A 15044-nucleotide genomic window follows, 5' to 3' on the forward strand; every position below is an offset into this window, starting at 1 on the left:
TGAGAAATGTGGCTATAGAAAAAGAAGATTTGCATTCTTTAATCAATCAACGAATCAGCACTTTTCAATCTGCTTCAGGAATGGAAGAAATTGGAAAATTAACCTATGTAGGGGACGGAATCGCTAGAGCAGTTGGACTTCAAAATGTAATGAGTGGAGAATTACTTGAATTTTCCAATGGTTCAATTGGAATGGCACAAAACCTAGAGGCGAATGATGTTGGTATTATCATATTTGGTAAGTATACAGATCTTCATGAGGGAGATATTGTTAAAAGAACGGGCCATATTATGGAAGTACCTGTAGGAGAAGAATTGATTGGACGTGTCGTGGATGCTTTAGGAAGACCATTGGATGGTCAAGGAGCTATTTCCACAACTAAAAAAAGACCAGTTGAGAATGAAGCACCAGGTGTAATGGCTCGGAAATCCGTAACAACTCCATTACAAACAGGTTTAAAAGCAATTGACGCTCTTGTACCTATTGGACGAGGACAACGTGAATTGATTATTGGTGATAGAAAAACTGGTAAAACTAATATTGCAATGGATACCATCATTAACCAACGTGGTAAAGATGTTATTTGTATTTATGTAGCAATTGGTCAAAAGGAATCAACGGTTCGAAATTTAACGGAAACGTTAAAAAACTATCATGCGATGGACTATACAATTGTTGTTTCAGCCAGTGCATCAAAACCTGCGCCGATGCTTTATATTGCTCCTTATGCAGCAACTGCAATGGCAGAAGAATTTATGTACCAAGGTAAACATGTCTTAATTGTTTATGATGATTTATCTAAGCAAGCAGCAGCTTACCGTGAAATGTCACTATTACTGAAAAGACCACCAGGTCGAGAAGCTTATCCTGGAGATGTATTCTATCTTCACTCTCGCTTATTAGAGCGTTCAGCTAAATTAAATGACGAATTGGGTGGAGGATCCATTACATCCTTACCGATTGTGGAAACTCAGGCAGGAGATATTTCTGCGTACATCCCTACAAACGTTATTTCTATTACGGATGGGCAGATTTTCCTAGAGAGTGACTTGTTCTTCGCAGGAATTCGTCCAGCTGTTTCAGCAGGGTTATCCGTTTCTCGTGTAGGTGGAGCTGCTCAAATTAAAGCAATGAAAAAAGTTTCAGGGACTCTACGTTTAGATTTAGCTTCCTATAGAGAATTAGAAGCCTTTACTCAATTCGGATCAGACTTAGACCGAGCTACTCAGCAACGTCTAAATCGAGGACATCGTACAGTAGAAGTATTGAAACAAGGTTTCCACTCCCCAATGGATGTGGAAAAACAAGTAATCATTCTATTTGCCTTAACCAAAGGATTCTTAGATACGATTCCTGTTGAAGATTTAGCGCGTTATGAAAAAGAATTGATGAACTACATGGAGTTATCGTATCCACGATTGTTGGAACACATCACAAGAACAAAAGATTTGCCAGCAGAAGAAGATTTAATAGATGCACTGCAAGAATTTGTTCACGTTTTTGTGCCACACAGCAACTAATAGCTAATCCGTTTTTTCTTTAAGAAGAATAGGATCCTATGTGTTCTTCAAAAGAGGGGTGAAAAAATGGGATCATCATTGATTGATATAAAAAAACGTATTACATCTACTAAAAAAACAAGTCAGATTACAAGTGCAATGCAAATGGTTTCTGCTTCAAAACTAATTAAAGCAGAACAAAAAGTTAAAAATTATCATATTTATGCTAATAAAATTAGAGAGATTGTTACACACATTGCAAGTTCTCAGTTATCACTTTTAGAAGAAAAAGGTCATGCATTTGCTCATGTTCAGCAATTGATTGACTTTAACGACCTTCTGATTGAGCGCCCTATTAAAAGGACAGGATATCTCATTGTCTCTTCAGATAAGGGATTGGCAGGAAGCTATAATAGTTCGATTCTAAAATCCACTCGTGAAATGCTACGTGCAGATCATGAAAGTTCAGATGAATATGTCATTATTTCTATTGGAGAAACATTAGCTAATGATTTAAGGAAAAATAGTATTCCTGTAGGTTATGTCGTTTCGGACTTGAGTGACCAACCGTCCTTTGATGAAGTTCGAGAGGTTGTTTCTAAAACAGTAGATTACTACCGGCAAGGAATGTTCGATGAGTTGTATGTTTGTTACAATCACCATGTGAATGCACTAACGTCACTCTTTCGAGCAGAAAAAATGTTGCCACTAACGGACTTGGATGCGGAAGAAGCAACAGATTATGAAGTAGAATATCTGTTTGAACCAACTAAAGAAGATATACTAGAAGTTTTATTACCTCAGTATGCACAAAGCTTGATTTACGGTGCAATTATTGATGCGAAAGCATCCGAACATGCTTCCCGTATGACTGCTATGAAGAGTGCAACTGATAATGCAAGTGATATAATTGACGAATTAACAGTTACTTATAACCAAAAACGCCAAACAGCTATTACACAAGAAATAAATGAAATAGTCGGCGGCGCACAAGGATTAGAAAATTAATGACAGGGAGGCATATAAATTTATGAGAAAAGGACATATTGTTCAGGTAATTGGACCCGTTGTCGATGTAGGCTTCTCCTTGTCTGAAGGAACTCCTGATATTCATAACGCATTGACTGTTCAAAAGAAAGCAACAGAAGATGGCAAAATCGAAACAGTCGTCCTAGAAGTTGCAATTGACTTAGGAAAAGGAATTGTTCGAGCGATCGCAATGGAATCTACGGATGGACTTCAACGAGGATTGGATGTAGTTGATACCGGTTCTCCTATAAAAGTTCCGGTAGGAAGAGAAACCCTGGGAAGAGTATTTAATGTTTTGGGAGAAACAATTGATTTAAAACCAGATTTCCCAAGAGAGTATCCAAGAGAGTCTATTCATAAACCAGCACCTACGTATGAAGAATTAAGTAGTAACTTTCAAATTTTAGAAACGGGAATTAAAGTAATTGATTTACTAGCTCCGTATCTAAAAGGTGGGAAAATTGGCTTATTTGGTGGTGCAGGAGTAGGGAAAACCGTACTTATTCAGGAACTAATTCATAATGTTGCTGAAGAACATGGTGGGATTTCTGTGTTTACTGGTGTAGGGGAGCGTACTCGGGAAGGGAACGACCTTTACTTTGAAATGAAAGAATCAGGCGTAGGAAAAAGAACAGCAATGGTATTTGGTCAGATGAATGAACCACCTGGTGCACGGATGCGTGTAGGTTTGACAGGATTAACAATGGCAGAATACTTCCGTGATGAAGAAAAACAAGATGTACTGTTGTTCATTGATAACATCTATCGATTTACTCAAGCTGGTTCGGAAATTTCAGCACTATTGGGAAGAATGCCTTCAGCTGTAGGGTATCAGCCAACTTTAGCAACGGAGATGGGGCAATTACAAGAGCGGATTAGTTCCACTAAAAATGGTTCGATCACATCCATTCAAGCAATTTATGTACCTGCGGATGATTATACAGATCCAGCACCAGCTACAACCTTTGCTCACTTGGATGCAACGACGAACTTAGAAAGAAAATTAACAGAACAAGGGATTTATCCTGCAGTAGATCCGCTTGCTTCTTCCTCTAGTGCTTTATCAGCAGAAATTGTTGGAGAAGAACACTATCATATTGCTACTGAAGTTCAACAGATTTTACAAAAATATCGTGATTTGCAAGATATTATTGCAATCTTAGGTATGGATGAATTATCAGATACAGAGAAGGTTACGGTGAGTCGTGCGAGACGAATTCAGTTCTTCCTTTCACAGAACTTCTTTGTGGCAGAAGCATTTACTGGAATTCCTGGATCTTATGTTCCTGTTAAAGAGACGATTAGTGGATTTAAAGGAATTATTGAAGGGAAATATGACGATGTGCCAGAAGAAGCATTCCGAAACGTCGGTAGTATTAACGAAGTTCTGGAAAAAGCGAAAAGCTTAGGGTATGAAGGAGCGGAGTAAAATGGTCTTTTTACAAGTTAATGTAGTTACTCCAGGCGGAATGGTGTATCAACATCGTGCCAAACAAGTACACGCGATAACGACTGATGGAGGCATCACAATCTTGCCAAACCACACACCGATTATTGTTCCGCTTGCTATTGACAATTTAACCGTTACTAGAGATACAGAAGAGAAAAAATGTAACCATTTAGCTGTAAGTGGCGGTATTTTGGAAGTACGAGATAATATTGTAAATATCATTGCGAATACAGCTGAACGGGCTAGAGATATTGATATTAATCGTGCTGAAAGAGCTAAAGAAGCTGCTCAGAAATTCTTGTCAGAAGCAGAACAGCAAAAGAATAAACAAGACTTCCAAAGAGCAAAATTAGCATTGGCCAAAGCCATTAACCGAATTGGTGTTTCAGATAAATCTATCTGATAGAGAAAAAGGAAAGAGGATAAGACGAAAGTCTTTCTCTTTCCTTTTTTTATACTTTTAAATTATAGTAAAGGTCTATCAAAAAGAAGTAAAATTAATTATAATAGAACTAAGGTCTTAATTGTGCTTTCTATGACCTTTTTAATCAACACTATAGCGGAAAATGACTTAACGTTTTTAAAAAAAGCTATTTGAAACTAAATCATTTTTTTTTAATATGTTTTGTGTTAGTATAGTTTGGAACTAAGGGGAGGTGTGAACAATTGGACTATATTTTATCTTTTAGTCTATTAACACTTTTATCCCATATGGTCTTCATTTTTCTAGCATTTTGGGCTTTAAAAGCATTAATGATAGAAAAGTGGATTAGAAAAGGCCATGTTAGAGAAGCGCGATTACTTTATTTTTTCCTAGCAATTGCACTTGGATACACTGTTAGTTCTTTTTTTCTAAACTTTATTGAAATTTCACAAAGTGTTAGCTTTTTAATAACGAAATAATATATTCCAAGGTTTACCTTGATTGAGAAGCTGCTGGTAACCATTCTCATTTATTGCTAAAGAATTTTAATGAAACAGATAAATATATCTCGCATCAAAAATATGCGAGATTAAATTCGGAGGGTATTTTTTTATGGATAAAATGATTGTTCAAGGTGGGAATCGCCTTCAAGGGACAGTTAAAGCTGAGGGAGCTAAAAATGCTGTTTTACCTATCATTGCTGCAACTATTTTGGCAAAAGAAGGTAAGTCAGTTTTAACGAATGTTCCTAATTTATCAGATGTATTTACAATGAATAATGTACTAAAAAATATTGGAATTGAAGTTGACTTTGACGAAGAAAACAATACGATTATTACGGATGCTACCGGAGAAGTAAACTGGGAAGCACCTTTTGAATACGTTAGTAAGATGAGAGCATCTATTGTCGTGATGGGTCCACTTTTAGCTCGATTAGGTAGAGCAAAGATTGCACTTCCTGGAGGCTGTGCAATTGGCACACGTCCCATCGATTTGCATTTAAAAGGTTTTGAAGCAATGGGAGCAAAAATTAAAATCGAAAATGGTTTTGTTGTTGCTCATGCAGAAAAACTTAAAGGAGCTAAAATTTATTTAGACTTCCCTAGTGTAGGAGCAACCCAAAGTATCATGATGGGAGCGGTTCTTGCTGAAGGAGTTACTCTTTTAGAAAACGTAGCGCGTGAACCTGAAATCGTAGACTTAGCAACCTTCTTAAATCGAATGGGAGCAAAAATCTATGGAGCGGGAACTGAAACGATTCGAATTGAAGGAGTTCAAGAGCTACATGCTACAGAACACTCTATTATCCCAGATAGAATCGAAACGGGAACTTTTATGATTGCAGCTGCTGTAACGAATGGTGACATTTTTATAGAAGATGCTATCGCAGATCACAACAAACCATTGATTTCAAAGTTGAAAGAAATGGGTGTGATCATTGAAGAGTCAGATAATGGCGTTCGAGTGATTGGTCCAAAACAGTTACAACCTACTGATGTAAAAACAATGCCACATCCAGGATTTCCAACGGATATGCAAGCGCAGATGACGGTTGCTCAATTACTTTCTTCAGGATCTAGTACGATGACTGAAACAGTTTTTGAAAATCGCTTTATGCATTTGGAAGAACTACGTAGAATGAATATTAATTTTAAAATTGAAGGCCAAACGGTTCTTCTGTATGGTAATTCAGATTTGCAAGGAGCAGAAGTAGAAGCAACGGACCTAAGAGCAGCAGCAGCACTTATTATTGCTGGATTAGTTTCTAAAGGATATACACGCGTAACTAATTTGGCTCATTTAGATCGTGGATACTATCAATTTGACCGCAAACTACAAAATCTTGGTGCAAATATTGAACGAGTAAATGAAGATGAAAATCAAATGATCTCTTCAACAGAGTTAGAGAAATTATTTGCGAAATAATAAATGATTGTTAGAAATAAATTGTAAAGGAAGTTAACTATGAAGTTTGATTTTAAACCCATTATCACTACCATACTTTGGATTGCTCTTTTCTTGCTATTAGCTCTCGTGTTATTCGCAATCGGATTGATGATTGGGTATGGGGGATTAGGTAATGGAGAAACAATGCAAGTTTTTCAACGAGAAACATGGGAACATATCTTAGACTTTATACGTTGACTATAATCAGGACCGGTCGTTACACCCAGTGGAGACGAATGGTTCTGATTTTCTTTTTCGTGATAAAAACATTGTGTAAGTTTTCTGCCTCTGTTATAATTTATACATTGTTGTCTCCTTAGTGTAATGGATATCACGTAAGATTCCGGTTCTTGAGATGGGGGTTCGATTCCCTCAGGAGACGTAGATAGAGATGAACTAGCTACTTCTTAACGTCTACAAAGAACGTTTGGAGGTAGCTTTTAAACCTTTTGAAATAATATCTTTTTAAAAGCAATCATTTAAATTGACCTTTATTGACCAAAGGTGTAAAATCAGATTTATAGATTAAGAAAGCAAGCTACATAGGAGGAAATCAAATGAATTTAATACCTACAGTAATTGAACAATCATCACGTGGCGAACGTGCTTACGACATTTATTCTCGTCTACTAAAAGATCGCATTATCATGTTAAGTGGTGGAATTGATGACAATGTATCCAATTCAGTTATCGCACAGCTATTGTTCTTGGATGCACAAGATCCTGAAAAGGACATTTATATTTACATTAACTCACCAGGTGGGTCTGTATCTGCTGGACTAGCTATTTTTGATACAATGAATTTTATAAAAGCAGATGTTCAAACGATAGCAATGGGAATGGCAGCATCTATGGGAAGTTTCTTATTGACTGCAGGAACAAAAGGTAAGAGATTTGCTTTACCAAATGCAGAAATTATGATTCACCAACCATTAGGTGGTGCTCAAGGGCAAGCTACAGAAATCGAAATTGCAGCACGTCATATTTTACAAACACGTGCACGTCTTAATGCGATTCTTTCTGAAAGAACAGGTCAACCGATTGAAGTAATCGAACGTGATACGGATCGTGATAACTATATGACAGCAGAACAAGCAAAAGAATACGGAATTATTGATGAAGTAATGTCCAGTTCTAAAGCTTTACATTAAAATTGAAAGCAAGCAAAGAGAGTGAACACTCTCTTTGCTTGCTTTTTTCTATTTATTTATAAGGAAAGTGCGCGGTTGCTAGGTAGTACGTTAAACTTCCCTTTTTCAAGGATAGGGACAAAAAAGGGCCAAGCAAAATATTCATCATAGTATTAATAAAATGAAATGAATTATAAAAAAACACTATAAATAAGCTAAAACAGTTGTAATTCCCTCTAGATGTTGGTAGAATACAGAGGTGAGAGTGAGATGGACAAAAAATTGTGTTTTTACTTCTGAACGATCACTGCATAGATATTTGATAAATCTTCACATTGTTGGTCGTCGTACGGCCAACGGATAGAAAAGGGGGGATTTGATGAAGGACTCTATTTCTGTCTTACAAAAAATCATTCCTGACTTTCTATTAGTGTTGTCCCATCGTTACCGAATTCTAGAAGTCATCCATTCGGAAGCACCGATTGGAAGACGTGGATTATCTGAGTTTTTGCATCAATCAGAACGTACACTAAGGACGGAAACTGATTTTTTGCGAGAGCAAGGGTTAGTTACTAGCTCGAAAGTAGGAATGGGATTAACAACAAAAGGAAAACGTGTTTTTTCTGAACTTCAAAACATTATGGAAAAAATAATGAAAATGAATGTTAAAGAAGAAGCATTAGCAAAAAAGCTTAAAGTGCAGTTTTGCCGCATTGTTCCTGGAGATTCGGATAAAGATGAAAAAGTTTTAGAAAACTTAGGAGCAAGTGCTGCTGCTATGTTTGATGAACTTTTACCGGATGGAGAATTCATTGTTGCGGTAGCAGGCGGAAGTACGATGGCTGCTATGGCTCACCACTTAACTACGGAATTATCGAAGCATCGTCACTTTACCTTTGTTCCTGCAAGAGGTGGTCTGGGTGAATTGATGTCAATCCAAGCGAACACGGTAACTGATCTGATGGCTCAAGCAACTGGTGGTAAAAATATAGCTTTATTTGCACCAGATAACTTGAGTGAACAAGCTTATCAGTCGTTAAAAGATGAACCATCTATCCGATATACAATGGACATGATTCAAAAAGCGAATTGTTTGTTATATAGTATTGGAAATGCTAAAATTATGATGGAACGTCGAAGGATGACGGATGAAGAAAAAAACGTCTGGTTGAACAAGATGCAGTCGGTGAAGCATTTGGCTGTTACTTTAACAAAAAAGGAGAAATTATTTTTCGCCTTTCCAGATTTGGTCTTCAAATAGAAGACATAGAGAAGATCCCCTATGCGATAGCCATAGCAGGCGGGACTTCTAAAGCTTGCGCAATTGAAGCTTACTCTAATATCGCACCTGAATATACTTGGCTCGTAACAGATGAAGGTGCAGCTAACTCGATTTTAAAAGGGGTAACCCTTTAAAATAAATTAATTATCCTAAAGGAGGATTTTTTTAACATGACAGTAAAAGTAGCGATTAATGGTTTCGGACGTATTGGACGTTTAGCACTACGTCGTATTCTAGAATCAAATACAGGTATGGAAGTTGTAGCAATTAACGACTTAACAAGCAATGAGGACCTAGCTTATCTATTAAAATATGATACAGCTCAAGGACGTTTCCCATATTCAGTATCAGTTGAAGGCGACGACCTAGTTGTAGATGGCAAAACAATCAAATCTTATGAAGAAAAAGATGCAAGCAAATTACCTTGGGGCGATCTAGATATTGATATCGTTCTAGAATGTACAGGATTCTACGTAAGTGAAGAAAAATCTCAAGCACACCTTGATGCAGGAGCAAAACGTGTTCTTATTTCTGCACCAGCTTCAGGCGACTTGAAAACAATCGTTTACGGTGTAAACCACGAAGAAATTACAGCTGAAGATAAAATTGTTTCAGCAGCATCATGTACTACAAACTGTTTAGCACCACTTGCTAACACATTGAACAACACATTTGGAATTGATAGTGCATTGATGTCTACTATCCATGCATATACTGCAACACAAGCAATGCAAGATGCTCCAGGCGGACGTAAAAACCGTGCAGGTGCAGCAAATGCTATTCCAGCATCAACTGGTGCTGCTAAAGCAGTAGGTAAAGTAATTCCAGAATTGAACGGTAAAATTGATGGAACTGCTGTACGTATTCCAGTAATCACTGGTTCAATGGTTGAACTTTATTCAGTACTTTCTAAGAAGACTACTGTTGAAGAAGTCAATGCAGCAATGAAAGCAGCATCTTCTGAAGCATTCCTTTATGAAACAGATGAAATTGTTTCTTCTGATGTTATTGGTGTTCCAGCTGGATCAATCTTTGATGCAACACAAACAAAAATCATCGACGGTGAAAATGGCCAATTGGTTAAAACTGTTGCATGGTATGACAACGAATATGGTTTTGTTGCAAACATGGTAAGCACATTGTCTTACATGGCATCAAAATAATTTAGAATGTACTCGTAAAATAGGCGGGAAGCGTCGCGCTTCCCGTTTTTTTTATAAATTTGAGTGGAGGTTCTCATATGACAACGAAAGTAGTTACAGATTTAAATGTTACAGGAAAGAAAGTACTCGTACGTGCAGATTTTAATGTTCCAATGAAAGACGGAGCAATCACAAATGATAACCGTATTGTACAGGCTTTACCAACTATTAAACATTTACTTGAAAATGATGCAAAAGTAGTTTTATTTTCGCACTTAGGTAAAGTAAAAACGGAAGAAGACAAAGCAGCATTGAGTTTAAAACCAGTAGCTGATCGTCTATCTGAATTATTAGATAAAAAAGTTACCTTTGTACCTGAAACTCGTGGAGAAAAGCTAGAAAATGCAATTGCTGATCTAAAAGATGGCGAAGTATTGATGTTTGAAAATACACGTTTTGAAGATATTGATGGTAAAAAAGAAAGTAAAAATGATCCTGAATTAGGGAAATACTGGGCAAGTCTTGGCGATTTATTCGTTAATGATGCGTTTGGAACTGCACATAGATCACATGCATCCAATATTGGAATTGCATCTAACCTAGAATCTGCAGCTGGATTCCTAATGGATAAAGAAATCAAGTTTATTGGTGGAGCAGTAGATAAGCCAGAGCGTCCTTTTGTTGCAATTTTAGGTGGGGCAAAAGTAAGCGATAAGATTGGTGTAATTGAAAATCTATTGAAAAAAGCTGATAAAGTTATCATTGGTGGAGGAATGGCCTATACTTTCTTGAAAGCTCAAGGAAAAGAAATTGGTAAATCCTTGCTAGAAGAAGATAAACTTGATTTAGCAAAAGAGTTATTAGAACGTGCTGGCGACAAGTTGATTTTACCAGTTGACTCTCGTCTAGCAAGCTCATTCAGTAACGATGCTGAAGCAGGAGTATTTTCTGTTGATGATATTCCAGCTGATTTGCTGGCATTGGATATTGGACCAGAGTCAGAAAAACTTTTGCAAAAGAGTTAGAAGGCGCAAAAACGGTTGTATGGAACGGACCGATGGGTGTGTTTGAATTTGATAACTTTGCTAAAGGAACGATTGCCGTATGTGAAGCAATTGCAAAATTATCAGATGCGACAACCATTATTGGTGGGGAGATTCTGCAGCAGCTGCAATGCAGTTAGGATTTGCAGATGATTTCACACATATTTCAACAGGTGGTGGAGCTTCTCTAGAATATCTAGAAGGAAAAGAACTTCCAGGAGTTTCATCTATTTCTAAGAAATAAATTAGTAGTTTTGAAAGGGGTAAAATTATGCGTAAACCAATTATAGCAGGCAACTGGAAGATGAATAAAACAGCTGAAGAAGCTCATGCATTTATCGAAGCTGTCAAAAATGAAGTACCTAGTGAGGACAAAGTAGAGTCAGTTATTGGAGCATCAGCATTGTATTTAGAAAAAATGGCTGCTGATACAAAAGATTCTGATTTGAAAATTGCAGCTCAAAATTGTTATTTTGAAGATGAGGGTGCTTTTACAGGAGAAGTTAGTCCTAAAGCGCTTGGAGAAATGGAACTAGACTACGTAATTATCGGACATTCCGAGAGACGTGAGTACTTCCACGAAACTGATGAAGATGTAAATAAAAAAGCTCATGCAATTTTCCGTAATGGAATGCTTCCAATCATTTGCTGTGGCGAAACTCTTGAACAAAGAGAAGCTGGCGAAACAAATGAATGGGTTAAAGGACAAGTTACAAATGCGTTGAAAGATATGACAGAAGGTCAAGTAATGAACGCTGTAATTGCTTATGAACCAATCTGGGCTATCGGAACTGGTAAATCTTCTTCTGCTGAAGAAGCAAACCAAACGTGTGGCGTAATCCGTGATACATTGAAAGATTTATATGGACAAGGTGTTGCTGATGCAGTACGCATTCAGTACGGTGGTAGTGTGAAACCTGCGAATATTGCTGAATATATGGCTCAAGAGCATATTGACGGTGCATTAGTAGGAGGAGCAAGTATCGAACCTGATTCTTTCTTAGCATTATTGGAGGCAGTAAATAAATGAATAAAAAACCAGTAGCAATCATTATCCTTGATGGATTTGGTTGCCGTAAAGAAGTTATGGGAAATGCGGTAGCACAAGCAAATAAACCTAACTTTGATCGCTATGTGAATGAATTTCCACACGCAACCATGCAAGCATCTGGTTTAGCTGTTGGTTTACCAGAAGGTCAAATGGGTAATTCTGAAGTAGGTCATACAAATATTGGTGCAGGACGTGTAGTTTATCAAAGTTTAACTAGAATTGATAAAGTAATTAAAGATGGAGAGTTCTTAACGAACCCAGCTTTAAATAATGCTTTTAGTCATGTTAATGAAAATGACTCTAGTTTACATCTTTTTGGATTGCTATCTGATGGCGGAGTTCATAGTCATATCAATCACTTGGTCGCGCTTATCAAGGCTGCCAAACAAAAAGGAATTAAAAAGCTGTATCTACATGCTTTCTTAGACGGAAGAGATGTAGATCCTCATGCTGCACCTGGCTATATTTCTACTGTGGAAGCAGCGATGCAAGAAGCCGGCTTAGGTGAGATTGCAACAGTATCTGGTAGATACTATGCAATGGATCGAGACAAGCGTTGGGAACGTGTAGAAGTAGCTTATAATGCGATTGCTCACGGAGAAGGCGAAAAATTCGATACTGCACAAGAAGTAGTAGAGAAAAGCTATGAAAATGATATCACAGACGAATTTGTACTTCCAAGTGTAATTGTTAAAGATGGCAAGCCAGTGGCAACTATTGAAGATAATGACAGTATTATCTTCTTTAACTTCCGTCCAGACCGAGCCATCCAACTTTCTAATGCATTCACAAATGAAGAGTGGGAATTCTTTGATAGAGGAAATCGTGCAGCGAATGTTAAATTTGCAACCTTTACTCTTTATCAAGAAAGTGTAATTGCTGATGTTGCATTTGCTCCTATTCCTTTGAAAAATGTAGTTGCTGAAGTATTAAGCCAACAAGGAAAAACACAGTTACATATTGCGGAAACCGAAAAATATCCACATGTTACATTCTTTATGAATGGTGGAAAACACGAAGCATTTGATGGCGAAGATCGTATCTTGATTCCTTCACCAAAAGTAGCTACGTATGATTTGCAACCAGAAATGAGTGCCTATGAAGTAGGGGATGCATTGATGGAAGCAATTGATGCAGATAAGTATGATGCCATTCTATTGAACTTTGCTAACCCTGATATGGTCGGACATTCCGGCATGCTGGAACCAACTATTAAGGCTATCGAAGCAACTGATGAAAACTTAGGTAGAGTTGTAGATAACATTTTAGCGCATGACGGATATGCAATCATTTTTGCCGATCATGGAAATGCAGATACAATGATGACACCAGAAGGATTACCTCATACTGCACATACAACTGTTCCTGTACCGGTTATTGTTACTAAAAAAGGAGTAACTTTACGTACGGATGGTAAATTAGCAGATGTAGCACCAACGATGTTAGATTTAATGGGTGTAGAGAAACCAGAAGAAATGACTGGTGAATCTTTAATCATCAAGTAATCATCAAGGAATGATTTAAAAGAAACATTGCAATCGTAAGAGATATTGTCTAAAATTAACATGTATCAAAAAAGTATTGATTTGAGAAGGGGAGAAAAAGAATGCCATACATTACAGATATTTTGGCTAGAGAAGTACTTGATTCACGCGGAAATCCAACAGTTGAGGTTGAAGTTTACACAGAAAGCGGAGCATTTGGCCGTGGAATCGTTCCATCTGGAGCATCTACTGGTGAGCACGAAGCAGTTGAATTACGTGATGGAGATAACGACCGTTACCTAGGAAAAGGTGTTTTGAAAGCTGTTGAGAACGTAAATGATGTAATTGCTGAAGCAATCATCGGTTTTGACGTAAGAGATCAACTAGCAATCGACCACACAATGATCGAACTAGACGGTACTCCTAACAAAGGAAAACTAGGTGCAAACGCAATCTTGGCAGTTTCCATTGCAGCAGCACATGCAGCAGCAGATTACTTGGATACTCCATTGTATCAATACTTAGGTGGATTCAATACTAAAGTATTGCCTACACCAATGATGAACATCATTAATGGCGGATCTCATGCTGATAACAGCGTAGACTTCCAAGAATTTATGATTATGCCTGTAGGAGCTCCTACATTCAAAGAAGCTTTACGTATGGGTGCAGAAGTTTTCCATAGCCTAGCTAAAGTATTAAAAGGCCGAGGATATTCTACAGCTGTTGGTGACGAAGGTGGATTCGCTCCAGACTTGAAATCCAACGAAGAAGCTCTTGAAGTTATTATTGAAGCAATCGAAAATGCTGGCTATAAAGCTGGAGAAGACGTACGTTTAGCAATGGACGTAGCTGCATCTGAGTTCTACGACAAAGAAAGCAACACATATGACCTAGCTTCTGAAGGACGTAAGTTAACTGCAGAAGAAATGGTTGAACTTTATGACGGATTCCTTTCTAAATACCCAATTATTTCCATCGAAGATGGATTGGATGAAAATGACTGGGACGGTTGGAAACATATGACTGACGTTCTTGGCAAAAAAGTTCAATTGGTTGGAGACGACTTGTTTGTAACAAACACAGACAAATTGAAACAAGGTATTGAAAACGGAATTGGTAACTCAATCTTAATCAAAGTTAACCAAATCGGTACATTAACAGAAACTTTTGATGCTATTGAAATGGCTAAAAAAGCTGGTTATACAGCAGTAGTTTCTCACCGTTCTGGTGAAACTGAAGATGCAACAATTGCAGATATTGCAGTTGCAACAAATGCTGGACAAATCAAAACAGGTTCATTGAGCCGTACAGACCGTGTTGCTAAATACAACCAATTGCTTCGTATTGAAGATCAATTAGGTGAATTGGCAGTATACCAAGGTTTAGACGCATTCTACAACCTAGATAACAAATAATTATTTCGATTAGCAGAGAGTTAGGACAAAAGTCCTAACTCTCTTTTTTTGATTTCATCAGAAAAGTTTTATAAAAAAATCACGTTCTTAAAAGATTTCCTTTCATTCAGGACAAAGTTTGTTATAATCATTATTAGAAATGGAT

The 15044-nt window shown here is 37.3% G+C and carries 12 protein-coding genes, 1 tRNA gene and 2 pseudogenes; all 15 read left to right on the forward strand.

Annotated elements, in window-relative coordinates; translation table 11 throughout:
* Nucleotides 1–8: 8 nt before the first annotated feature.
* The 15 genes and pseudogenes from atpA (at nucleotide 9) to eno (ending at nucleotide 14899) form a co-directional block, all read left to right on the forward strand.
* Nucleotides 9–1520, forward strand: coding sequence for a F0F1 ATP synthase subunit alpha (gene atpA / locus LZ578_RS05490; RefSeq protein ID WP_235146406.1), 1512 nt, complete (start codon nucleotides 9–11; stop codon nucleotides 1518–1520).
* Nucleotides 1521–1586: 66 nt separating this feature from the next.
* Nucleotides 1587–2507 carry a F0F1 ATP synthase subunit gamma gene (locus LZ578_RS05495; protein ID WP_235146292.1) on the forward strand — a complete coding sequence of 307 codons (921 nt, stop codon included), beginning with the start codon at nucleotides 1587–1589 and terminating at the stop codon, nucleotides 2505–2507.
* 22 nt (nucleotides 2508–2529) lie between these two features.
* Nucleotides 2530–3957, forward strand: coding sequence for a F0F1 ATP synthase subunit beta (atpD, locus tag LZ578_RS05500; protein WP_235146293.1), 1428 nt, complete (start codon nucleotides 2530–2532; stop codon nucleotides 3955–3957).
* Between the two features lies 1 nt (nucleotide 3958).
* Entirely contained in the window at nucleotides 3959–4381 is a 423-nt protein-coding gene (locus LZ578_RS05505) for a F0F1 ATP synthase subunit epsilon (protein ID WP_235146294.1), read from the forward strand.
* Nucleotides 4382–4644: 263 nt separating this feature from the next.
* The gene (locus tag LZ578_RS05510; protein WP_235146295.1) at nucleotides 4645–4881 is read left to right on the forward strand and encodes a DUF1146 family protein; all 237 of its coding nucleotides are present in this window, start codon (nucleotides 4645–4647) and stop codon (nucleotides 4879–4881) included.
* A 133-nt stretch (nucleotides 4882–5014) separates the two neighbouring features.
* The gene (gene murA / locus LZ578_RS05515; RefSeq protein WP_235146296.1) at nucleotides 5015–6328 is read left to right on the forward strand and encodes a UDP-N-acetylglucosamine 1-carboxyvinyltransferase; all 1314 of its coding nucleotides are present in this window, start codon (nucleotides 5015–5017) and stop codon (nucleotides 6326–6328) included.
* Nucleotides 6329–6367: 39 nt separating this feature from the next.
* A complete protein-coding gene (locus LZ578_RS05520) occupies nucleotides 6368–6547 on the forward strand; it encodes a DNA-directed RNA polymerase subunit beta (RefSeq protein ID WP_235146297.1) in 180 nt (59 codons plus the stop codon).
* Nucleotides 6548–6659: 112 nt separating this feature from the next.
* Nucleotides 6660–6731: transfer RNA gene (locus LZ578_RS05525), tRNA-Arg, on the forward strand.
* A 175-nt stretch (nucleotides 6732–6906) separates the two neighbouring features.
* Nucleotides 6907–7500 carry an ATP-dependent Clp endopeptidase proteolytic subunit ClpP gene (gene clpP, locus LZ578_RS05530; RefSeq protein WP_235146298.1) on the forward strand — a complete coding sequence of 198 codons (594 nt, stop codon included), beginning with the start codon at nucleotides 6907–6909 and terminating at the stop codon, nucleotides 7498–7500.
* Between the two features lie 358 nt (nucleotides 7501–7858).
* Nucleotides 7859–8895, forward strand: a pseudogene (locus LZ578_RS05535) (sugar-binding transcriptional regulator).
* Nucleotides 8896–8931: 36 nt separating this feature from the next.
* Complete coding sequence (gene gap / locus LZ578_RS05540) at nucleotides 8932–9924, forward strand: type I glyceraldehyde-3-phosphate dehydrogenase (RefSeq protein ID WP_235146300.1); 993 nt, start codon at nucleotides 8932–8934, stop codon at nucleotides 9922–9924.
* A 77-nt stretch (nucleotides 9925–10001) separates the two neighbouring features.
* Nucleotides 10002–11190, forward strand: a pseudogene (locus tag LZ578_RS05545) (phosphoglycerate kinase).
* Between the two features lie 27 nt (nucleotides 11191–11217).
* Nucleotides 11218–11976 (forward strand): triose-phosphate isomerase, encoded by a 759-nt coding sequence (tpiA, locus tag LZ578_RS05550; RefSeq protein WP_235146301.1) that lies wholly within the window; start codon nucleotides 11218–11220, stop codon nucleotides 11974–11976.
* Nucleotides 11973–13502: a 2,3-bisphosphoglycerate-independent phosphoglycerate mutase gene (gene gpmI / locus LZ578_RS05555; protein ID WP_235146302.1), complete on the forward strand. Its 1530-nt coding sequence runs from the start codon at nucleotides 11973–11975 to the stop codon at nucleotides 13500–13502. The genes tpiA and gpmI overlap by 4 nt, the downstream gene beginning before the upstream one ends.
* A gap of 101 nt (nucleotides 13503–13603) precedes the next feature.
* The gene (eno, locus tag LZ578_RS05560; protein WP_235146303.1) at nucleotides 13604–14899 is read left to right on the forward strand and encodes a phosphopyruvate hydratase; all 1296 of its coding nucleotides are present in this window, start codon (nucleotides 13604–13606) and stop codon (nucleotides 14897–14899) included.
* Nucleotides 14900–15044: the final 145 nt, after the last annotated feature.

It is taken from the genome of Jeotgalibaca sp. MA1X17-3 (assembly GCF_021513155.1).
Lineage (GTDB): Bacteria > Bacillota > Bacilli > Lactobacillales > Aerococcaceae > Jeotgalibaca.